Origin of the sequence: Vreelandella populi, assembly GCF_003989825.1 — a bacterium.
GTDB classification, from domain to species: domain Bacteria; phylum Pseudomonadota; class Gammaproteobacteria; order Pseudomonadales; family Halomonadaceae; genus Vreelandella; species Vreelandella populi.
In genome coordinates this window covers 136,339-156,808 of record NZ_RZHE01000007.1, presented here as the reverse complement: position 1 = coordinate 156,808, position 20,470 = coordinate 136,339, and the positions used below count along the sequence as shown (strand labels likewise).

General features: G+C 53.5%; 30 protein-coding genes. 1 reads left to right on the top strand and 29 read right to left on the bottom strand.

Annotated elements, in window-relative coordinates:
• Positions 1 to 262: 262 nt before the first annotated feature.
• From ELY25_RS09340 to ELY25_RS09255, 19 genes are all read right to left on the bottom strand, one after another.
• A complete protein-coding gene (locus ELY25_RS09340) occupies positions 263 to 706 on the bottom strand; it encodes a hypothetical protein (protein WP_126951013.1) in 444 nt (147 codons plus the stop codon).
• An 8-nt stretch (positions 707 to 714) separates the two neighbouring features.
• Positions 715 to 1,608: a DUF6731 family protein gene (locus ELY25_RS09335; protein WP_126951012.1), complete on the bottom strand. Its 894-nt coding sequence runs from the start codon at positions 1,606 to 1,608 to the stop codon at positions 715 to 717.
• Positions 1,609 to 1,898: 290 nt separating this feature from the next.
• A complete protein-coding gene (locus ELY25_RS09330) occupies positions 1,899 to 2,531 on the bottom strand; it encodes a hypothetical protein (protein WP_126951011.1) in 633 nt (210 codons plus the stop codon).
• 170 nt (positions 2,532 to 2,701) lie between these two features.
• On the bottom strand, positions 2,702 to 3,409 hold the full coding sequence (locus ELY25_RS09325; protein ID WP_126951010.1) for a P63C domain-containing protein: 708 nt from the start codon (positions 3,407 to 3,409) through the stop codon (positions 2,702 to 2,704).
• Positions 3,410 to 3,638: 229 nt separating this feature from the next.
• A complete protein-coding gene (locus ELY25_RS09320) occupies positions 3,639 to 5,204 on the bottom strand; it encodes a hypothetical protein (protein ID WP_126951009.1) in 1,566 nt (521 codons plus the stop codon).
• Positions 5,205 to 5,564: 360 nt separating this feature from the next.
• Positions 5,565 to 5,957: a hypothetical protein gene (locus ELY25_RS09315; RefSeq protein ID WP_126951008.1), complete on the bottom strand. Its 393-nt coding sequence runs from the start codon at positions 5,955 to 5,957 to the stop codon at positions 5,565 to 5,567.
• Positions 5,958 to 6,028: 71 nt separating this feature from the next.
• Positions 6,029 to 7,015: a phage tail tube protein gene (locus tag ELY25_RS09310; RefSeq protein WP_126951007.1), complete on the bottom strand. Its 987-nt coding sequence runs from the start codon at positions 7,013 to 7,015 to the stop codon at positions 6,029 to 6,031.
• A gap of 505 nt (positions 7,016 to 7,520) precedes the next feature.
• Positions 7,521 to 7,931 (bottom strand): hypothetical protein, encoded by a 411-nt coding sequence (locus tag ELY25_RS09305; RefSeq protein ID WP_126951006.1) that lies wholly within the window; start codon positions 7,929 to 7,931, stop codon positions 7,521 to 7,523.
• Entirely contained in the window at positions 7,931 to 8,323 is a 393-nt protein-coding gene (locus ELY25_RS09300) for a hypothetical protein (RefSeq protein ID WP_126951005.1), read from the bottom strand. Before ELY25_RS09300 ends, ELY25_RS09305 begins: the two co-directional genes overlap by 1 nt.
• A 1-nt stretch (position 8,324) precedes the next feature.
• Positions 8,325 to 8,702: a hypothetical protein gene (locus ELY25_RS09295; RefSeq protein WP_126951004.1), complete on the bottom strand. Its 378-nt coding sequence runs from the start codon at positions 8,700 to 8,702 to the stop codon at positions 8,325 to 8,327.
• 4 nt (positions 8,703 to 8,706) lie between these two features.
• Entirely contained in the window at positions 8,707 to 9,027 is a 321-nt protein-coding gene (locus tag ELY25_RS09290; protein ID WP_126951003.1) for a hypothetical protein, read from the bottom strand.
• Between the two features lie 43 nt (positions 9,028 to 9,070).
• Positions 9,071 to 10,045 carry a major capsid protein gene (locus tag ELY25_RS09285; protein ID WP_126951002.1) on the bottom strand — a complete coding sequence of 325 codons (975 nt, stop codon included), beginning with the start codon at positions 10,043 to 10,045 and terminating at the stop codon, positions 9,071 to 9,073.
• A gap of 109 nt (positions 10,046 to 10,154) precedes the next feature.
• Positions 10,155 to 10,937: a DUF6651 domain-containing protein gene (locus ELY25_RS09280; protein ID WP_126951001.1), complete on the bottom strand. Its 783-nt coding sequence runs from the start codon at positions 10,935 to 10,937 to the stop codon at positions 10,155 to 10,157.
• A gap of 669 nt (positions 10,938 to 11,606) precedes the next feature.
• The gene (locus tag ELY25_RS17805) at positions 11,607 to 11,759 is read right to left on the bottom strand and encodes a hypothetical protein (RefSeq protein ID WP_185859282.1); all 153 of its coding nucleotides are present in this window, start codon (positions 11,757 to 11,759) and stop codon (positions 11,607 to 11,609) included.
• 9 nt (positions 11,760 to 11,768) lie between these two features.
• Positions 11,769 to 12,935, bottom strand: a complete 1,167-nt coding sequence (locus tag ELY25_RS09275; protein ID WP_126951000.1) for a structural protein — start codon at positions 12,933 to 12,935, stop codon at positions 11,769 to 11,771.
• 5 nt (positions 12,936 to 12,940) lie between these two features.
• A complete protein-coding gene (locus ELY25_RS09270) occupies positions 12,941 to 14,488 on the bottom strand; it encodes a DUF4055 domain-containing protein (protein WP_126950999.1) in 1,548 nt (515 codons plus the stop codon).
• Positions 14,489 to 14,490: 2 nt separating this feature from the next.
• A complete protein-coding gene (locus ELY25_RS09265) occupies positions 14,491 to 15,741 on the bottom strand; it encodes a terminase large subunit domain-containing protein (RefSeq protein WP_221885496.1) in 1,251 nt (416 codons plus the stop codon).
• Entirely contained in the window at positions 15,728 to 16,279 is a 552-nt protein-coding gene (locus tag ELY25_RS09260; protein ID WP_126950998.1) for a terminase small subunit, read from the bottom strand. The genes ELY25_RS09265 and ELY25_RS09260 overlap by 14 nt, the downstream gene beginning before the upstream one ends.
• Positions 16,280 to 16,287: 8 nt before the next feature.
• Positions 16,288 to 16,572, bottom strand: coding sequence for a hypothetical protein (locus ELY25_RS09255; protein ID WP_126950997.1), 285 nt, complete (start codon positions 16,570 to 16,572; stop codon positions 16,288 to 16,290).
• A gap of 65 nt (positions 16,573 to 16,637) precedes the next feature.
• Between ELY25_RS09255 and ELY25_RS09250 the strand changes: the two genes are divergently transcribed.
• Positions 16,638 to 16,832 (top strand): hypothetical protein, encoded by a 195-nt coding sequence (locus tag ELY25_RS09250; protein ID WP_126950996.1) that lies wholly within the window; start codon positions 16,638 to 16,640, stop codon positions 16,830 to 16,832.
• Positions 16,833 to 16,907: 75 nt separating this feature from the next.
• On the opposite strand, the gene ELY25_RS09245 is transcribed toward ELY25_RS09250, so the two are convergent.
• The 10 genes from ELY25_RS09245 to ELY25_RS09200 form a co-directional block, all read right to left on the bottom strand.
• Positions 16,908 to 17,180 carry a hypothetical protein gene (locus ELY25_RS09245; RefSeq protein ID WP_126950995.1) on the bottom strand — a complete coding sequence of 91 codons (273 nt, stop codon included), beginning with the start codon at positions 17,178 to 17,180 and terminating at the stop codon, positions 16,908 to 16,910.
• Complete coding sequence (locus ELY25_RS09240; RefSeq protein ID WP_126950994.1) at positions 17,177 to 17,638, bottom strand: DUF5662 family protein; 462 nt, start codon at positions 17,636 to 17,638, stop codon at positions 17,177 to 17,179. Before ELY25_RS09240 ends, ELY25_RS09245 begins: the two co-directional genes overlap by 4 nt.
• Positions 17,625 to 17,885, bottom strand: a complete 261-nt coding sequence (locus tag ELY25_RS09235; RefSeq protein WP_126950993.1) for a hypothetical protein — start codon at positions 17,883 to 17,885, stop codon at positions 17,625 to 17,627. The genes ELY25_RS09240 and ELY25_RS09235 overlap by 14 nt, the downstream gene beginning before the upstream one ends.
• A complete protein-coding gene (locus ELY25_RS09230; protein ID WP_126950992.1) occupies positions 17,830 to 18,081 on the bottom strand; it encodes a hypothetical protein in 252 nt (83 codons plus the stop codon). The genes ELY25_RS09235 and ELY25_RS09230 overlap by 56 nt, the downstream gene beginning before the upstream one ends.
• The gene (locus ELY25_RS09225) at positions 18,074 to 18,307 is read right to left on the bottom strand and encodes a DUF7940 domain-containing protein (protein WP_126950991.1); all 234 of its coding nucleotides are present in this window, start codon (positions 18,305 to 18,307) and stop codon (positions 18,074 to 18,076) included. The genes ELY25_RS09230 and ELY25_RS09225 overlap by 8 nt, the downstream gene beginning before the upstream one ends.
• The gene (locus ELY25_RS09220) at positions 18,307 to 18,588 is read right to left on the bottom strand and encodes a hypothetical protein (protein WP_126950990.1); all 282 of its coding nucleotides are present in this window, start codon (positions 18,586 to 18,588) and stop codon (positions 18,307 to 18,309) included. Before ELY25_RS09220 ends, ELY25_RS09225 begins: the two co-directional genes overlap by 1 nt.
• Entirely contained in the window at positions 18,585 to 18,923 is a 339-nt protein-coding gene (locus ELY25_RS09215) for a hypothetical protein (protein ID WP_126950989.1), read from the bottom strand. The genes ELY25_RS09220 and ELY25_RS09215 overlap by 4 nt, the downstream gene beginning before the upstream one ends.
• Positions 18,924 to 18,933: 10 nt before the next feature.
• Positions 18,934 to 19,224, bottom strand: coding sequence for a hypothetical protein (locus tag ELY25_RS09210; protein ID WP_126950988.1), 291 nt, complete (start codon positions 19,222 to 19,224; stop codon positions 18,934 to 18,936).
• Positions 19,221 to 19,700 (bottom strand): lysozyme, encoded by a 480-nt coding sequence (locus ELY25_RS09205; protein ID WP_126950987.1) that lies wholly within the window; start codon positions 19,698 to 19,700, stop codon positions 19,221 to 19,223. The genes ELY25_RS09210 and ELY25_RS09205 overlap by 4 nt, the downstream gene beginning before the upstream one ends.
• A 194-nt stretch (positions 19,701 to 19,894) precedes the next feature.
• Complete coding sequence (locus tag ELY25_RS09200; RefSeq protein WP_126950986.1) at positions 19,895 to 20,467, bottom strand: HNH endonuclease signature motif containing protein; 573 nt, start codon at positions 20,465 to 20,467, stop codon at positions 19,895 to 19,897.
• Between the last annotated feature and the right edge of the window lie 3 nt (positions 20,468 to 20,470).

Here is a 20,470-nt window from a genome sequence, read left to right as displayed (position 1 = left end):
GCGTAGCAAGGTGTGGCTGGGTCGGGCAAGGGCTACAGCGTAGCGGTCTGGCGATTCATAGAGTCGCCTTTCCGGTGCGAAAGCATCGCTGGGTTGGGCACGGCATGGCAGGCCGGGGCTAGTCGCGGTTTGGCAAGGCAAGGGCTGTAATCAGCATAACCCCACTACTGTGGGGTTTTTCAACGCTTCACGCATGAGCTTGGTCAAAGGCCTATAGTACAAAACCGCGTCTCATCCTTCCACCCTTGTTATTTAGCTCTCATTATCCGGCATTTGGCCGCCCCTTCTGTCTAAGCATGGCTGACGAAATTAATGTGACTCGGCGCAACGCAAATAAGCAATAAACGAACAGCCCGGCCACCAAAGACGTGGTGATCGCCATACCGGCAACTTTATCTATAAACCCTATCATTCCGACGGCGCATAAAATCAATGATGAGTCGATGGCACGCGAGAAATAATTAAAGAAGTCATTCTTATACCCACTTTCTTCAATAACCTTCATTTTTTCAGTGTTGCTTATCATGATGGATTTTATTGTTACTGAGAATGCAGAGAAAATGCCGCCAAGCGTTATAACAGCAGAAAAGAAGCTGGAATCCTTAGTGAAATCAATTCCATATCGTGTCATGACATATGCAGCGATGGCTGCCATAAGGCCAAAAACCAACGGAAAGCTTCTTTCCCACCTTATATCGTTAAACATGGCAACACCTATTTAGTTAACCCCTTTCTCTTCCACGAGGCATATATCCTATATAACGCTTCCCAGCGATCCTTAATATCCATTCTGTAATCGGCGTCACTAACCGCTACCTCAAGCTCGCCGGTTAGCTTACCTCCAAGCAAATCGATGATTTCGGATTGATCTGAGCCGATAGGGCCTTTGGTTTCCAGTTTGGTTACAGCGTCAGGATTATTTGATGCCTTGAACATTAGGTCATTAGCAAAACCCTTAGCCTTACTGACCAGTTGATTCCCTTTTTTCCTACCATCAACCGAGATAGTAATGCTGATAGTTTCGCCCCCCAAGTCCTCAGCAGCCTCACATGCCTTACGCAGCGCGGTATTACCTTGAAAATCTTTTTTGGATATCTGGGAGACATCAACTTTGGCTTCCACGCGGGTTAAGTGCCTTTGATTTTGAAATTTTCGTTTAAAGTCATTATCCAAGACTGTGTTTAGCTCAATCGTTCCTGAATGAAAGAACTCAGCCAAGTAGCTTCTAATTGCAGTATTGCGAGGCCCATTGTGATTGTACTGTATAATTAAACAGCTTTCATCTGGATCGTAGATGGCTGCAGTATCCTCGCCCGGCCCACCACCATTAAAATTCAGGCCCTGCAGAGGCTTGGTGTCCTGGGCTTGCCCAGGACCATGACCTTGTCGAAAATGCATAATATTAAATAAAAAAAGTCCCGCCCCAGATTTATCTATCGTCGAGCCATCTTCAAGGCCCTCAAGTCGATGTTTACGCTGATTAACAAGGCGAATCCTACGCTTGATAGGGAAGCTGTTTATGCGAGCAAGGACGTCCGATAGAGGCTCTGCATCATCGGAAGGAACGACACGGTATAGATGCGCTTTTAAATTATCAGTAGTTGCCACATGACTCCCCTTATAAGTAATTATCGGCACGCCTCTACGGGCGCTCTAACCGATCTTAGCTTTAAAAGGGAAGGCGTTGCTACCTACGACTGATGTTTTCGACTATTAGAGTACTACCGGCTTCATGCTTTTCCTTTGACTCACTTAACCGCAGCGCATAAAGAAACCAGGCAAAGAAAAGCCCACACGCGGCGGGCTTGTCATTAAATCAAATATCAGGTTGACAGCGAAGGGTAGGGGCGCGGCAGTTTAGCCACCACCACTTTGGCGAGGTTTCATTTATCCGCCGCTTATTCTTTACCAGTTGGTGCGGTGCCGTTACGTAGAGATGCCACGAATTCTTGCACCACTCCGAAGATAGGATCTTTCTTTAGCATCTCAAGCTCTATCTCTGCACGCTCAACGGTGTAAGTGCTAGCAAATTTGCATCGATGAAAATACGAAGACAGTTTTTTGGTACGCGATTGAGGTGGTTTTGTGCCAGCGGCGATGGCATACATAAGATGCGCCAAAGCAGCGTCATGCCTACCTTCAAGCCGTTGTATGTCGGCCATGTCTTCGTTAATCGAGGCGATGAGTTCGAATGTTTGCGATTTTGTAAAGTACCTACTATTGGCGTGAGACAGCCAATAGTGTTGCTGCTCCTGCAGTAAGCGCCAGGCGTCGTCAAAACGTTTTTCTTTTATCGCCGCCTTAGTAGCATGCTCGAATTGAGCGGCTTTACCGATGTGGTCTTCTTTCAATGCGCCTATTTCTTTCTCAGGCTGACGAGGGGCTGGTGGCTTGCGCGCTTCGATGCCTCTAGGAATGCGTTTGGCGCGGACTATTTCATTGGAAGGTCTTTTCGACTTTCGGTAAGGATTTTCGTCAATGAGAGTAGCTTTGACGTTGCCAGCAAATAGCTGCCATAGCAAATGCTTCATCCTTTGTTCCCCGCTAATTAGTGTTTTTAACCCTTTGGATTATTAGATGCCTCATCCTAACTTGATTAGGCGGGGAGGGATAGGAAAGAGTAGCCGGGTTGGTGGGTTAGGATGCCACGCTTAACGGGCGCAAATCTGCGCCCGTTGCCGATGCAACGAAAATTGCATCATTAGGCCGCAGCGGGGTAGATAATCCTTAATTGGCCCTTCACCCCGTACATGCGCGAGCATCGAGCAATGAAGTCTTGGTAGTCGACGCATGAATTAGCAAGGGTAGTGATTTCATCCATCTGCTTCTCTACTCGGCGCAAAGCGGAATCTGAAAGCACTTGATGAATTTTGTGGGCGCTACCCGCTCGCTCTTTTGCTGCCTGATAGATCTCATCATCAAGCGCGACTCGATATACCCAATCCTTGGTTATCTTTCCAAACAATGCAGGCGTGCCGCCAATATGGCCAGCGAAGGGCAGGTTGGTCATTTTGCCCAGCGCTTGGTAGAAGCGGTCAACAAATCGCTTTTCCCATTCGGCGGGTGATTCGAGAACAGCATATTTAATCGCCCTAAGGCGCTCCAGCTCTTCGCTCTTCTCTATAAAGCTGTCGACCAACCTTACTTGGCCGTCCTTAGACTTCTCCCCACCAATGTAGGGCATTGAGATCAAAAAACCGCGATGACTTAAAAGGATGCATGGCATCTCTTTATTTTGCTTTGATCTGTAGGATGACTCCTTGAAATCAAGGGCTCCTAAATGGCGACTAGCTATCAAATCCCTGATGCTTGTCAGGACGTTGTCATGCCGACGCCCAAATTCTTCAGAGACGGTTAAGCTAGAGACATACAGGTTGCCATCTACGTCGATTTTAATTAGGTCGTTCATTGCGTCTTTCCTTTTAGTAAAGAACCCTGTTGCCCAGAAACGTCAGCCCCTAGAGGGTCCGCCGACCGCTGCCGACGATTCTCCAGGGCTCTTTCTGAAAGGTTCTAGGGATGATCGCGCCGGGCATGGCGCATAAAAAAACCGCCTCAAGGGCGGTTAATGGTGGTTATGTGGTGATGCAGTACGTTAGCCAGCGAGGACCAACGTACTGCGGTTATGCCAAGCTCATCTATTCGGGCACTTGATGCTCCGTAATAGACACATGCCAGTTGTTGTTACACCCAAGCAGAGCATGGATGGTTACGGGGTTTTTGTAGCGCGGCAGTACCAGCGGGCTAGCCTTACCGTTGATGGTGTAGCCAGTAGCACAAGCCACTTCGAAGTTTTTACGGTACTCCCCGTTCTTACCATCACCGTAAAGCTCGAAGCGAATAGGTGCTATACCTCGAAGTTCGCGCAAGTCTTTGTTGTCGTTTAAATAAAGCCTGCTTGTTTTGCGAATGACCGTGGCATAGGTTTGCTGGTCGGGCAGCGGCGAGGCATATACGCCGTAGCTACTTTCGTCATCATTCGTGCTGCTAACTACGTCGCGCTGATGCGGCGGGTAAAACCACGTGCCGTTATAGGGGAAAGTGAACGGGTAGAATTTCCCTTGTTTGCCTTCTTGACCGTTCGGACGGAGCCACCCCATTGTTTGCAGGTTCTCAGGCCGAAGTCCGGTAGTTGCGTTGATTACCGAACCGTTTGTTGAGGAGCTGCTTTTCGTCTGGCACGTGTTGATGAAGTTCGCGATTGGTTCACCCTCGCAGTACAGGTGGCCCAAAACGGTGCCGTTATAAGCGTTTTGCGGCTCGTCACCAAACACGGCGGCTGTTGCGCAGTATTGGCTAGTAATGCCTTTGCCGTGGGGCGTGTACTGCTCAGACAACCAAACAGCGGGACCAGAACGCGTCGCAGTTACGGTGCCAAAGGTGGCTCGGGCGGTGTTGCCCGACTCGTTAAGACAGAGGCCGCCACCAAACACCAGACCAATTTCAACGCCTTGGTATTGATACTTATCGGGAATACGCGGGTAGACGGTGATGGTGCCTTTTTCATAGTCCACATCGGTGATCTTGTGGGCTTTCTTGAACCCTGTTTCATCCGTCGTGTAAGCAAGCCCCTTAGTTAAACGGTGCGCCTCAGAGGGGATGCGGGCCGGGTCAGCAACATGCATAACGGTGCGCTGGTGAATATTATTGCTCTCACGATTTTGAAATGAGGCAATCTTAACTAGGTACTCTCGATCACGTCGCGCATTAGCACCGGCATTTAGTGCAACAATGTTGCCCAGTTCCATCATGTTACTGTTAGGGCCACCGCCTGAGGTGTGGTACGCCGCCCAGCCTGAGCCGCCCTTAAAATCAATGTCACACAGCTTAGCAAGCCGGTTACCGGAAAGGCGCACACCGTTGACAGTATCGCGACCTACATTGAGGCTCGCTGTTTCTCCGCGCACGCCGCGCAGCACCATTTTTCCGGACCAATCCGCATTGGCGTTCGCAATAATGTGGACCATATCGTCCAGGCCAACGGTATCTGTTAACCAAAGATCGAAGTCGATACGTTTGCCAGCCTTCGTGATGACAAGCGTGCGGTCAATATTCCACTTGCCCGTTGCAGCTAGTCGGCAATGATTAGCTTTACCGGTACCTGCAAACGCAAAAAACCGCTCTAGCGTATCGCTATCAGAGTCACCTTCTTGCGCGAAGTCTTGAGGAATGTACGTGATTCCGTTAGTTGCTGGAATATTCATGTTCACCTCTCTTTTCGTGCATAAAAAAACCGCCTGATTAGGCGGCCTGGGTCTTGTTACTTTGCTTGCTGTCTTTCCATTTGAGCCAGCAATCGTCTAGCGCACATACGATAGCCACGGCCTCCTCTGGCTCTGCCGGAAGTCGCAATCGCTCAATCAGATCAAGTATCGAAAGAGGCCGTATCGGCAGTGGTGCGCCGTATGTGTATGGCCGCTCCCGCGCAACCAAATGGAAGGTGTTTAGCCAAAACTGGGTGCGCTCATCGGCCTCCGGCTTCTCCACTTGATTACCGAAACGTGCATTCAGAACAGTGACCGCCGCCGTTTTTCCTGACCACTTCAGGTCGTGATCAAGGACGGCTAGGGCTTTTTTTTCTGCTTCTCGGTGTATTCATTTTCAAAGCGCCTCATTTGCCGCGCTTTTCTGCGAACCGCATCGAATAACGGATCGTCGTTTAGAAGCAATATCGTAGCATTTTCAATAGAGTAGGGGATTGCTTGTCCATCTAGCTCCATGCCCTCCCAGTCCCGAAGAACCCCTTCAGCCCACTCTTGCGCGGCGCCTCGCAGGCGCTCCATGATCGGGATATCACCATCCGGGTATTTCTCCTTCTGCTCTTTGGTAATGCGCTCGCTAGCCTGCAGGTGGACAGGGTTTCCACTCTTGGCGATTTTGAAGCGACCTCCATTGATGTCCTCCCATTTGCCATCAGTCATCTTGGATTCGTCAAACCGTTTGAATTGATAAGCCATTATTTATTCCTCTCCGCTCCGCAATAAAAGTGGCGGCCGGGGCGCGGATGATTCCCCGGCCGCCGAACTGGTTAAGCTGCTGTTACTTCGTCTTCGCTGGGTGATTGAGCTGATTCAATCGAAGCGATGCGGGCCTGTGTTTGCGCGCCGCCCTGGGTGCGCGTGAAGCGCACCGAATAGCCCGCCTCAATGCTCTTGCGATACTGAGCGTCAAGCGTTGCCGTTACCGGGTCGCTGCCAGAAGGTGTGGGCAGCTCACCATTCAAGAACGTTTTGGCCGTCTCGATGCGGTAGGTAGTCGTGCCGTCGCTCATCGAGAAATCAGTGGTAATCGGCACGCGGGTTAGTGTGTGCTGCCATAGGTCGAAGCCATCGGCCGTAAAGGCGAATTCGATAGTGCCGGTGGCGTTCAGATCACCTATGACTTGGCGGCCAGCTGTCACGCGGCCGATACACCACTGGCTGGAGTAGCTGTTATCGAGACTGATGCTGTACTGGCTGACGCAGGTGCCATCTAACAGCTCGCCATCGATCAATACATCGCCGCCGTTAACCGCCGCCGTCATTACCGGCGTAGTAGTCGGATCGTTGAATGTATCGCCGCTCGGGTCGTAGGTGCCTTCGTAGCCAGTGCCGACGAAGTCGATAGAGCCAGTGATACGTGCGCCCGCCTCTACGGTCAGACCGAGCACGGACACGCGCATGCCGCTCATCAAGACGTGCTTGCCGATTCTTTGATACGACACCAGCACTTCAAACGCTTTGTCCAGCAGGCCGCCCGCGACGACTTGCCCGGTCGTGGCGTCCCAGTCGTTAGCACAAGCTGCCGCAATGAAGTCATCGAACGTCTGAGCGCTAAAGTTGAAGTTGATCGTGCCGCCAACCTCAGCCGAAAGCAGCACTTCATCGGTCTCTTCACGCTGCCCTAGCTGCTCGCCAGCGCCTTCTGTGCTTGGGGTAATAGTTGGGCCGCCATCAGTGCGGCGGAATATGTTCCACGGGCCATCCGAGCCATCCTCGCGGTATGCGATGCGGATAGTTGATCCTGAGTCTTGCATGTGTCACCTCTGGGCAATAAAAAACCCACTCAGAGGTGGGTTGTGTGGGTTTTCGGTTGTGGTTAGCAGCCAGCGTCGAAGTCAGTCACTACATTCCGTCGATACCAGTCATCTTCGGGCTCGACGTAGACGTTCGATGTCGCATGTGTGGTCAAGTGGCCCTCTTGCCAGAACTCGAAATGCTTGGCCAGCTGGTCAGCTAGGCGCGCGCATTGGAAAGCGGGGTTTACAGATGGCTCTCCAGGTAAAGGGATTTGGTTTCGAGGGTAATAAACTTCGATGGCTATAGAGCCTGGCACAAGCCGCCCTGGCTTATCGGCAATCTCTCCGGCCCTAGCCCGACTAAGCGTGATAACAAACCTCAACCAAGGCGCTCGCCTTACGCCATCTCGCGCCTCTTTAACGCTCTCAGGAATTATGGTGCCATCTAACCAGACCGGAATATCTCCAGGCCATTCGGCCATCTTTCTCTCAAGCACAAGCTGAATATCTGAGTAATCCATCGCTAACCACCGTATTTGGAGCGCAGGGCAGAGGCGGCCGTGCGGTAGACACCATTACCCGCTTGATCAGAGTGCCCATCTTCGATGCGAACGCCATACGGCAAATTGTTCTGCAAATAGACAATCGTGTAGGGCGCATTTTCGGTCAGCAGTTTGCGTATCTCGCGGTCGTAGGCCTGCTGGTCGATGCTTCCTTTGGGCGCAGTTGATCCAGAGACAAGCTCAAACGTCATGTCGCGATCACCAATTGAGATACGATGGTTAGAGCGATACGTACCCTGGTCAACTGGCGAGCCAAACTGAAGCAACTGCAAAGCCTCAGCCACAATCTGGTTGCGCAACTTAACGAACTCGTTTTCTACCTGGGGGATAAATGCCGATAGCGGGGTAGACCACCCGCCACGCCGCGCCATTACGTCCGCCTCAGGGCTAATACCCACTGGACGTCTGCCGGATCCGCTGAGACGCTCTTAACCGTCATGCCGTTAATCACGTCATCGACCTGCGGAATAGCTAGGTTGCCGGTAGGCTCGCCATCTACGACTTCGACTGTCTCGATTTTAAGGGCGGCTGATAGCTTGGTATCAGTGGCTAATATCCGGGTGCCGTCGATTTCTTCCTGCTTGAAAGAGCCGAAAACGCCGCGGCCTGTATAGCCGCTCGTGACAATCGGAGTTGTTCCGGTCACCGGGTCATATTCCCCGGCTGCCGTGGTACGCACGCACTCGAACGGCTTGATAGCGTCAGCTAGCTTGGTGTCATAGGCCTTTGCCAGCTTGCTATTGAGCTTGTCAGTGATACCCATATCACCCCCGAGCGAGCCTGAACTGGAATGAGTTACCCGACAGCCACTTGGAAAGCAGGTCGGTAACAAACGCCATATCGGCCAGTACAGGGCGCGAACCGTTAGCGTAAGTAGTCGATACAGATACCGTATCGGCTTTCACTGACTCACTAGCCACCACGCCCTCGCTATAGGCGTAGAGCGTGCCGTCTGCGGCCATCTTGGCGAGGTATGAGCCTGCCAAGGTGATCGTCTGTTGATCTTCGAGACTTAGCTTCTCGGGAATCTGGCGGGCAGTCAGCCAGGTATTGGCCATCTGCACCGCCAGCGGTTTAGCAGCAGGGTCGGCCCAGTCACTGCCGAGCGTTTCATTGACTTGTTCGACAGTGACATAGGCCATCGCCTTACTCCTCGGTTTTTTTCAGCTCGGCCAGTTTGGCTTCGAGGTTTTCGGTCTTGCTGTTAGCACCCGGGCGCTTGCCGTCGAGACGTTCGATTTCAGCGAACAGGTATTCCCGGCGCTGGTCTTCGGTGGTCTCGTTGTTCGGGTCATCAACACGCATGTTTTCGACCTTCTGCGGCTTCTCGGGGCGCAGGTCTTCGGGGTATTCGTAACCCTGGGGCTTAAAGCGCTCATCGAGGATGCGGTAGCCCTTGCGGCGCAGCTCGGCCTTGCGTTCTTTGCTGACCGGGTGCTTTTCGTAGACGATTTTGTCCTGTTCCATGTCACTCTCCAATCAAGGCGCCCGATGTGGGCGCCATAAGGGTTTAGGCTGCGCCGACGGCGAGCACACCAGCAGAATGCTTCACGTCAGAAACATCCATGTTCCAGTTCGCACCGGTGGCCAGCGCTGCATCAGAAGGGGACGCGCCACCGTTGCCGGTATCCCAGGAGTAGCCACGCAGGCCAATACCGAAGGAGTAGTCCACCTGCAGCGTGGTCTCGATGCGATCACGGCCGTTAGTGGTCTGGATGTTGGAGATGATGTCGCGACCGTCGTGAACACTAGCGCCACCCTGGACGAGCGACAGAACGCGGCGCTTCGCAGCGTCTTCGCCGCTAGCTGGCGTGTACAGTGCCGGGGCGTCGGTCACGACGACCAGCTTGCCGAGAATATCGACAACACGCACAGAGCCAGCGGAGAACAGCGCGTTCTCGTTGCGCAGGTTTTGACCGACAAAAGAGTGGTAAGAGCGGCCGGACATGATTTCAGCCACTAGGCGGCTAGAGTTGTCGCCGAACAGCGCGTGGCTCTCGTTGACGGTTTCGTAATCCAGCGGCGAATCACCGGAAACATCAACAGTGGTTGTTTCGCCCTGGTTGCCGATAGCAGCCACAAGCGCTGCAATGGTGGTATTGAGCTGGTCTTGTAGCATCGCTTCAGCGAATGCACGGCTCGCGACCTCGACACCTTCACGGGTCGGCTTGCGTAGCCAGGTCATCTGAGATGGCTCATAGCGCACTGGGCCGAAGCCACCAGCTACCTTGACCGTGTTGTGCTCAAGCTGGGTAAGGTCGACGGATGCGACCTCGTTATTGGGACCAAAGCGGCCAACACGGCGACGCGCTGCCACCAGGCTCTGGTAGAAGCTGGTTTGCAGGAAGTTGCCGTCAAAGCCGTCAGTGGTCAGCAGAATCGCGCCGCCACTGGCTTCGTTGAACTTCTCCACTTCCTGCGCCAGGGTCTCGATGGTCGCGGGCATGAAGTACTGGTTAAACACTTCCATATCTGAGAGTGCCATGGTCTTTCCTTATTAGCTGAGAATGCCCGGATGGGCTGGGTTTACGTGGTGTGGTGGGGCATCCGCCCCGTTGCGCTGCTCCCATCCGGGATTACAGCCAGGAGCCGCCTTAACGCTCGGGCAGCTCTGGAAAGCGTGAGCCAATTGCCGCGGTACGCTCTTCGCGTGAACCGCCGAAATTGCCCTTGTTAGCCGGTGGTCGGCCGCCGCCGTTATTCGGCGCGCCGCCACCGTTTGCATCGGATGCTTTCAGGATTGAGTCTTTGTGCGGGTAGTTGTCGACCAGGATTTCCAGCGCTTCGTCAAAATCTGCCAGCTCGCCCATCCGGGTTTTGCTGTAGATCGGCTGACCGTCGTTGCCATAGGCCACGCGCTTGCCGTCTTCGACTTTGAAGTTTTTGCCGAATGTGGCCTGTACCATGTCGCTGGGAACGGCAATCTTGTCGTTGACGAACTTGGAGTTGGCAAAGCCGCCACCAATCAGCTCTTTATGCAGCTGCTGGGTTAGCTCGCCGGTCTGCGTTTCGTATTGCTGAAGCGCCGTGTTGAGCTGTTTGATCTGCCCCTGGTAGCGTTCCTCAACTGACTTCTCGACAGCCTGCTTCACTTCTTCGAGTTTGTCGTTCTTGATCAGGTTGCCGGCGTCCACGTCCTTCATGGTTTCGATGGCCTTGAGCGCGGCGACAGGGTCTTCAATGCCTTCGAACTGCTTCAGGCTCGTCTCTGCAGCCTCAGCGCGCTCGCGATGGCTCTTGGCCTCGCCATTCAGGCGGGAAATGGTCGCCGTGGTTTGCGCGGCATCAAACGCCATTTCGCTACCATCATCTTTGACATAGACCGGCTTGCCGTCTTGCAGTACTGCATGGCCCTGGTCATCTAGCTTCAGTTTCATTGCTACTCACTCCTGTGCGGCATCCGCCGCGCTGCGCCTGTGGCATCCGCCGAGCAGGCATAAAAAAGCCCCGCTTGAAAAAGCAGGGCTGTTGGTAATTGGGTGAAAAAAAGCCCGCTCGGTGGCGGGCTAGGTATTAGATGTATCTTACGTCGCAGGACCAGAGCATATAGCGACTCAATATCGACAGAATGTGGTCGTTTGTAAGCATATCCGTGTCGGGCGCAATGAGGATGTTATGTGCCTCTCTGGCTCGCTCTGTGCGTACAAGTTTACAGCAGCCTACAAGCGCAGATTCCAAGCTGCATCCCCATATCATTTCGGGGTAGCACGGATATCTGGAATCAAAAAGATAGGCCTTGATATTAGTGGCTGATAGCTGCTCTAGCTGTATCACGAAGGATGCAACGGGATGGTTGATGCGTATTATTTGTAATGGTGTCATTAGTTAATACCTCGATTAGTTGTCGCAGGCTTATGCCTGGTTAAATATTTATCAATCGAGGAAATTAAATGCCGATTTTGACGTATTTTTACGCCCTTTTTTGGCCCAGACACCAAAACGCCCCGGCAAAGACCAGGGCGTGGAATAGATTCGAGCGGCTCTGAAAGACGCAATAACCACACGTAGCTGAAAACGTACCTTAAACTGTCACCATTATCAAGCCATCAGTCATTCAAGCCGCCAAGCCTTTTCTGCAGCGCCATGCTCATCTCCCAGTGCACCCGAGTAGCAATGAGATCTGAAAGGGTAGCAACGCCTGCTTGCTGTTTCTGCCAGGCTTGCCACCACTGCTGAAAGTACGGGTTGGCGGGTTCCATCAGCTAATATTACCCCGCATCTCCGAACACTTCTCTGAAATCCTTCGCGTAGCGCTGCCGAAGCTCTGCTATTGAATACTTCGTTCCGTCTGCTCGCACCATTTGGCGAATATCGAGCTTGCCTTCCTTGAACAGCCGGTACCGCGTATCACCGAAGTACTCTCGGGCGAAGGCTGAATTATCTGGACGCTTTAGAAACTCGTTCATCGACGTTGAGGCGCGGACTTGGCCGATCATGCCCTCAGGTCGGTCATTCTTGCGTATGCGCTGGATGGGCTCAAAGGCTTTGACGTATGGGCGGTTACCGGCGATTTTGCCGCCGAAGTAGGGCGCATATCGGCTTCGCTCTCCCCAGTGCAGGGGAAGGCGCGGCCGGCTGTTATCGCTGCGCTTAAACACGCGGGAATCGTAGCTTGAGCAGATAAAAGTCGTGCGGCCATCCAGGGTGGCGATAAACACTAGCTCATCAACGCCCAGTGCGTCGTAGACTTCCTCCTCAGCGATTGACGCTATATGACTGCGACCCGTCCTCACAATCGAATTCAGGTTATTGCGCGTCGTTTTCAGCTCGCCATCGGTATAATTCATGCTCTTGGTGCCGCGCAGAGCGCGAACGATTTCGGCGTTTGTCTGGCCTTGCGTCACGCCGTTACGAATGGTCGTGTAAACCCGATAGCGCGTCTTCGTGCTTTCCTCGCGAAGCGCGTCATCGAGAAACACGCCCATCACTGGCTGGGCCATTGCCTGCCGATAGACAGCCGCCGCCGTTACGCCAATTTTAGGCACATCCTCCAGCGCTTCACGCATCAGGTCAGACACAAAGTCTATCTCGGCCTGTGCGAACTCCTTGGCGCCTTCCTGCCATGTTGAGCTGATGGCTAGGCCCAGATCATCAGACCATGCAGCGATGAAGCTGATCACACTCTGCACGCGGGTCGGCAGCTTATCGACCTTAGTGCCCGGACGATAACGCATCAGCGCCGTTAGCTCGCCCTGATTGAGATTGTCGAGCCGCTCTTGCAGCTCTGGACCCAACGCGGCGCCGGCAGCCTCAACGACCTTGGTCATTTCCGCCGTCATGCCTCGCGTGTTGCGCTCAACGGCCAGCGAATGACGCAGGATGGAGTCAAACACCAATTGCTGAGCGCGGTCGCGGTTTTCTTCAAACGTGGCCATGGCACTTACTCAGTGGGCGGCGCTGATTCAATCCGGGCCGACTCTTCGCCCCAGTCGCGCTCTGGAATTTTGCCAGTACGTAGATATTCCCAGAGCGTTTCTTGGCTGGTTACCCGAGAGCCCATTGCCATGATGAGCTGCTGAAGCAATCCAGCCTCTGGCCGGTTGTTCTGCGCCTTGAGACGATCAAGCTCAACTTCCCACTCAAGATCATCAGCCAGGCCGCGGCGGCGCTGCACTTCTCTGAACAGCGTTTCAGCAGACAGGAAGCCCTTATCGGCCATATCGCGCAACAAGGGCAGGGTGATCTCAGGCGCAGTATCAACATCAAAGTTGCCGTTGACCTGCACATAACCGCCAGACGTTTCACCCTGATAATCCGCGAAGAATTGCAGCAGCTGGTCGATAGCATCCTCAAACGAGTTAGCCATTGTCTCCAGCGGCGAAAGCTCCTGCGCGGCTTCCTCATTGGCCTGCGCGGCGGTCTTGACCGCCTGTTTTTCCTTCTGAAGAAGCTTAGCCCCCGCCATCCGCATTTCATCGATCAGGTCTTGCAGATCCTGGCGGCCGGCTTCGATGGATTTACCGGTGTGCTCGACAAACTTGAGGTCGGCATTCTCGCCATTAATCCGAGTTGCTGTCGATGCACCGATGGTCATTTCCCACGGCACCGCATTGCCTTGGGCATCCTGTCCATCCTCTGCATTGATTGCAGCCAGGATAGGCACCCGGGCAATGTGCAGGATGTTGCGCTGGTCGCTCTGTGACTGCCAATGCGTGATATTGAGGTGCGCAAGCTCAAGCAGGGGCGGCGATGAAGTCATAAAGCCGGTGCGCTTGGTATAGAACGTCACCAGCGGGATGCGACTCAGGCTTGTTGTACCTTCGTCGTGTAGCTCCCATGCGCCTTTGCGGCTCTTTTCCGCGCTCTTGCGAAATACACGCCAGCGACCAATTTCAAGCGCCCGGATTTGCTGAATAATCGCTACGCCAAACTCACCGTCATCGACCTCGACGTTTTCCATGTAGCGGAACTGGGTCAGGCGTGGAGCGCCGGCGCTATAGTCAGTCTTCCAGCCGAGCACTTGCTGCGGTTCAACGATGACAGCATAAGGGCGTAATCCGGCGGCACGCTCTTGCGCTCGAGTGCGAACACCCTCTGGCTTTGTCGGGTATTCAGCCAGCGCATGGCACATACCATAGGCCAGCGACTTCTTAAACCAGTCAGTCGCCCATACAGCCAGGTTATTACCCTGCAGGTCGATATCGTCAGTTTGGGCCCGGATGCTTTCGGGCATTTCCTCGCCAAGCCCAATCGGGTCAGCAAATACGCGCCCGGTCATGTTCTCGACCGTTTCGCTAAAAGCAGGAAGCAAGGTAGAGAGCTTTAACCGATCCTGATAGGCGTCATCTTCCTCTTTCGGCCACTTCGGCAAGAACCGCTCGCCAGCCTTTCGCATTGCATCCGTGCCGCCCATGAGCGCGTCAACAATGTCCCACTTCTCTTGCATCTCGCCGATCACGTCGAGTTGGATAGAAGGGCAATCGCTCATAGTTAAAGTCTCAATTGGGTTACAGATGAAGCCCGTGGCTTATTAATCGGGAACATGCGATGAATGAAGTACCCGGCAGCGTCCGGCGCGTGGTCGAGGCCCTGCGTCTTATCCGGCGCGCCGTGCTTGTCATACGCCTGCTGCTCAAGGCATGCGGTATATTCAGGGCAGCGTTTCACGTTGACTCGGTACTTTCGCTCACCTTTGGAATTGCTGAACGCGGCGCACATAGTCAGAACACGGTCACGCACGCTCGGGTTGGCGTTATCTACCTGTACGGCGAAACCAGCTTGGCGCAGCAAGGCCAGGTCATTGATTGACGCATCGACAGTCTTTCGACCTTTACCCGAAGCGTCGGGGTAAACCGTGATGCGGTGGTCAGGGTAGCGGTCTTTCAGCAGGTCGATTAGGGCCGGGGTATCAAGCACGCCAGTTAGCTCGCCTACGGCCACCGGGTCGCCATCACGGATAACGTGAACCACTGCAGACATGTTCTGTACGTTGAAATCGACACCGACGTGAAGGTGCTCACCACGCTGCTGCACGATATCGCTGTTATTAAGGTCACGGCTAAACGTGTGATATACCGTCCCGCTCGTCAGGTTGACGAACTCGCCCATCAGATAGGCTTGCAGCTGTGCTTCTGGGTATATATCCCGCAAAGAGGCAATGTAGCCATCTGGCAAATGCGGGTTTGATTCGGTCGGCGCTTGAATGATGCGGTAACCAGGGCCAGGGTTCTGCTTCCACGTCTGGTAGACAAACCGGAAGCCTTCCGGCGTGGTGGTGACGCCTACCGTGTTAGGCTTTCCGTCCGGTTTCTTTTGGCGGTTACGCGACAAAATGCGGCGCCACACCTCGGAAGCATCAGCGGCCTTTAGCGTATCCAGTTCATCCACGTCAGCATCGGCATGCTCATAACCAATAATGCGCGCAGGAGTATCCATGGAGCGGAAGAAGATTTTCCCGTAACCATGAATATCGATGTAGTTGAGCGGCGTCTTGTAGAGCTTGTACGGAATATCTAGCCGGGTCAGCACTTCCTCAAAGCGAGGGAAGGCGATCATGCGAACCAGGTCGTAGGTAGGTTCGTAGAATCCGCGATTCATAGTCGGATAGGCCAGCTTGCCTATGATGCTGCGTAAAACCGCCGCTTCCGTCTTTCCTGCCCCAAAACCTGCCACCATTGCCGGGAACCTATCCTCTGCCATCATGTAATCGTACTGAGGGCAAGAAGGCTCAATCTGCGGCATGCGGGTTAACTACCTGTACGTGGATGGGCCGGTTGCGATCACCAATACCTTGGTCAGTGAACATGCCCAAGTGCTTAGCAATCTTCTCAAGGGCGCTGTTTTTGTCCCATAACCGTATCTTGTGAACGTGCTCGACCTCGGGACGGCCTTCGTCATCAACTTCACCAGAAGGGCGGACAATAACCTCAATAGACGAGACGGCGGCACCCATGGCATCGGACCACTCATCTGGACGCTTAATGTGGCCAGTCTCGGTAAACACGTCACGCAGGTCAGCGAAGCCTAATCGGGCCAGCTCTTTCAGCACACGATCCTGGGTAATTTCAGTGCGCTTTTCGCGATCTTTCATGCGCTCAGAAATCAAACGGGCAATTTCAGGTTTTTTCAGGAGATCATGACCGGTTCTACCTGCCGTCTTCGCGCTGTATCCGGCTCGTGTAGCAGCTTGAGTCACGTTCAGGTCAATCAAATACTCATCGACGAATCGAGACTGCTTCGGGGTCAGTTCGACCGCCTTGGTAGCAGCCTTAGTCGTCATAGGTGTTCTCACTCATCTAAAGGCTTTGGCTTTCCGCCATTACCCCAGCCGAATACTGTTTGAAAGGGGCGAATCGATACCGCGTAACTCCATAAGCCCTGAGCCCATTCGCCGATAGCTTTGCACTTGGCCTTGTTCTCTCCATAGCTGACTACTGACACAGTGCCATCACGCTCTACGGTCAGCACAACGACAGCCTGCAAGTCACGCTGATTGGCAATGGCCTTTGCGTCGCTAATGGCGAAACGAGGCCGCCGGGGCTTATCGACAGCCTCGTTGGCAGCCTTAGTCATATCGTTACCTGTTTATTCAATGATTGGTGCTACGCTGAAATCTTTCATTTCCAATGGTGGCGGCTATGAAAGTACGGTATGAGACAGCTGATCTTGATGGCTCAATAGAAGTTGACGCACTACCCCAGAGCGGGCAGGAAATCGAGATCGAGGGAAAGCCTTACAAAGTGGCGTACGTTTTAGCGAAAGTGGACGGCGATATAGAAGCGGTTTTAATGCTTGAAGGTGAGGAGCCTCCACCACCTGAAGACTGGCTCTAAATATCACATTAGAGAGCGTCCTAACGTCCCTGTCGGGGCGCTCACTGATACGCGCTAGCTACTGCCATTCGGTCCCTAAGTGGCATTGCCAACTTGCTCATAAGCATGTTTCTTGTCGCGCTGAATAATTTCAGTACATCCCTGCTGACCATAAAAACATTCATCAGGCATTCCATCTGAGCTATGGCCGCAACAATCAGCACAGATCCAGCCGCATTCGCCCCTAGCGGCTTCATTAGTCCATTTGATCATTGGCTCGCGCATAACGTCGTTGATCTTTTCTGCTAGATCATCTTCATTCTGGTATTCAATTACCGGGCCAACTACTAACTCGAATCCATTGCTCATGACTCCACCTTCCAGCCTTGGCGCTCGCAGTGATTAGTTATGATCTCTTGCAACTGCGCATCAATGCCGAACCGCTCGCAGGCTGCCTTTAGGTTGATAGATGATTCCTCGCCACGCTCAGAAGCTGCCTTCCAGTCACAGACCATTTCGAGAACGTCGAACAAGTCCATGCCGTTGACGCCGTTTTCGTAATGTTCTGGGTGATGGCTGTTGCGGGCGTAGTGATGCTCAAGCATCGGTTTAAGCATTTGGCGGCGCCGCTCGTATTCATCGGAGCCGAAAGCAGCCTGGCCTTCGCGCTCGATTAAATCGTCGATCTCTGCCAGTGGACCAAGCTCGGCATTAGTCAGCTTTGATTGATCGTGCGCAGCACCACGGCGGATGAACTCAATAGCGCATTCGCCTACCAGCTCATTAACACGGCGAATATGGCGAAGTGTTTTCTCAGCGCTGTTCATTGCATAGCTCCTCAAGCATCGCACTCTGCTCATCGGCATAAGCCCATAGCGCGTTGATGTACGTTTCGACGTCACGGTATAGGCTGTCGCCTACCACGTCCCATAAGCCGCCGCGATCTATATTGGGAAGCACAGGAGAGGGCGGTGGCGTGCATTGGGGCGTGACGTGTACATACTCGACTGTCGAGCAGCTAGCGACGGAAAGAGCCAGTGGGCCTATCAGTAGCAGGACGGTTATCGGCTTCACGTTGTGTCTCCGCTGATTCTTTGCGGGCCTTGGCCCCTGCGTCGTTAATGCGCTGCTCTATCTCACGTGCGGCTCTCTCATGCGATGCTGCACGATTTGCGTCATCCGCTTTCTTGCGTGCCGTGTTGCGTTGCTTGAGCAGTACGCCGATAGCGCCTGTCAGCATGACAACTAACGCGATAATGGCTTCAAGCATTGGACTGCCTCTTTTCCGCTAACTCGGCCTTGAGCTTGGGCTGCTCGATGTTGCGCAGAATGAATGCCCCTGTTGATAGCACTGCCCCGCCGATCATGAACCAGCGATCAGGCACAATGCCGTTCCAGAACGGGAGCAGGCCTTGCAAGATGGTGATGGCAGACAGAAGGGCGGCTTGGTTAGACCAGAGCCGATGCCAGACAGGCGCGTCATCAGATAACTTCATCACTCTCTCCGAAGTATGCTCGCGTGGCACTGATTACGCTGGGCCTCGAATGTGCCCGCCTTAGCGGCTTCGTGTTGCCATCCGCCTAGAATTATGGCGTTGGCAGCCATTAACCCGGCGATCATTTCGGCCTGACTTGCAATACGCTGCTGATATAGCTCTGCTTGCTCCATACGTCGTTCATATGACGCCGACCACCCTGAGGCAAGGGAGGTGCAAGCCACGAGCAGCAGCGCGACAATCCAAAGCGGTACCGGATAGCTCTTCACCAGCCGTTTCATCGGTTCCCCTTGATCGCATCAGCGACCGCTTTAAGGAAAGCGCTTAAGCCCATCTGATGGACACGCTCTTGAATGCCATGGACGCCCATAAGGGCCATGCCTGCACCAATCCCCATCGCCACCTCATCGGGCATCTGATACTCACCTCCGAATGGAATAGAGGAGGACCAGATAATCAGTTTGATCGTGCAAAAGGCGATAACAGCACACGTCAGCGCCGTAGTTCGGTTTCCAATTAGCCATGAAAGGATGAACGCGGGCGCAGCAGCGGCGAAGCGCGGATCAGAAAAGATCGATGAGGCAATTGCCCACAATTGCACTAGTAAGTCGTGCATGAGCGACCCCCTATTTTCCCTGGCCGCTTGGTTCCTTCAACAGGGTGTACGCACTGAGTACAACAATCTGATAGAGGGTTTGAACGAGCATTCCGCCTGCCGCGCGAAATTCAGGCTCGATGATCTGGCTAACAGTGCCCAGTCGCCATGTCACCATTCCGCAAGAAACTCCAGCGATAGAAAGACAGATGAAGCGACGGATGCCGTATGACTCAGGCTTGGCGAATTGCCGTCCATACAACACTGCCGTTAGCGCAGCGAGCGGTATTTGAATGAGTGCAAAAGTGGAGTCGAGAGTCATAAGCGCTTATCTACTTCGTCGTACCAGTGATTTGGCGCATCAGGCATAACCGGGCTTTCGAATAGCTCGCGCTCTTCTTTCCGGCGACGCACCAGCCCCGCCCAGGGCTTGCCACCTGCATTGATCCAGCGGTCAAACTCAGCGGCTGCTCCGTCATAGTCGCGGGCATTCAGCTTGCGGAGCAGGGTAGAACGCTCAAGGGCGCCGCGACCCAGGTTGAAAGCGAAGCTCACCAGGGCATCGAACTGGTTTTGATTGAGCGGTGCAGTGACCAGATCGTTAACCGCTTGCTCGAATGAAGCCACGTCGCGGCGCAGAATGTCTTCGGCCTCAGCTTTCGTAATCGTCATGCCTGGCTTAACGGTGCCGGTGTGGCCATAGCCAATGGTCAATACGCCCACCACGTCCTGATACGCAGACAGGCGCAGACCTTCATGGCTCTTGATCAGATCAAGTCCAGTCGGTGATAGGCGCATTGGAACCTCAGAATAAAAAGCCGCAGGGAAGCGCGGCGAATCCTCGGGCGAGGATGGGAAAGGGTGGGCCGACCGGCAGGGGCGATATGTGGTTGCCGTTTTTTAAGTCCGGTGGCCCGAACGCAAAAAGCCCGCCTTTTGGGGGCGGGCCTTGAAATATGTGCTGGTTAAGCGTAGCTGTGACAGCTTGAATATTATTCTACGGTATCCACTCGGTTTTGCAAATCTTTTTTAGGCAAGCCATGCCTGTGAGTAAAACCCTTTTCTAACCTGGCGTTTCTAGCCGCTTTGCCAGCCTCATGAAGGTCTTTAAAGCGACCAATGTAAATATCCTTGCCTTCGCACTTAAGTCTGACTAAATAACGCCCACCTTTAACCGCTATTACTCCGTTGTAGCCCGACGTATTGTTCTTATTCATAGCTGAGTTACGGGCGTTGTTGCAGCCAGTACCGTCACGCAGGTTTGAGAATGCGTTATTTAGACCATCTCCATCCAGGTGATCTATTTCATCAGGCGGCTCTTGCCCAGTCTCAAGCTTCCAAGCTACGCGGTGAGCAAATACGCTCTCCGATGGTTTGTCAGAGTATTCAACAGTAACAATACGATATCTTGTGCCAGTTGAGGCCGTGATCACGCGACCAGCCTCCGTATTTAGTAGCCGCTTTCTGTTCTTCTTCTTTCGATACTGCAATATCCCTGTTTCAGGGTCGTATATAAACTGGGTTCTGAGATCTACAAACGACGGAAGCGGTTTTCTATCAATCATATG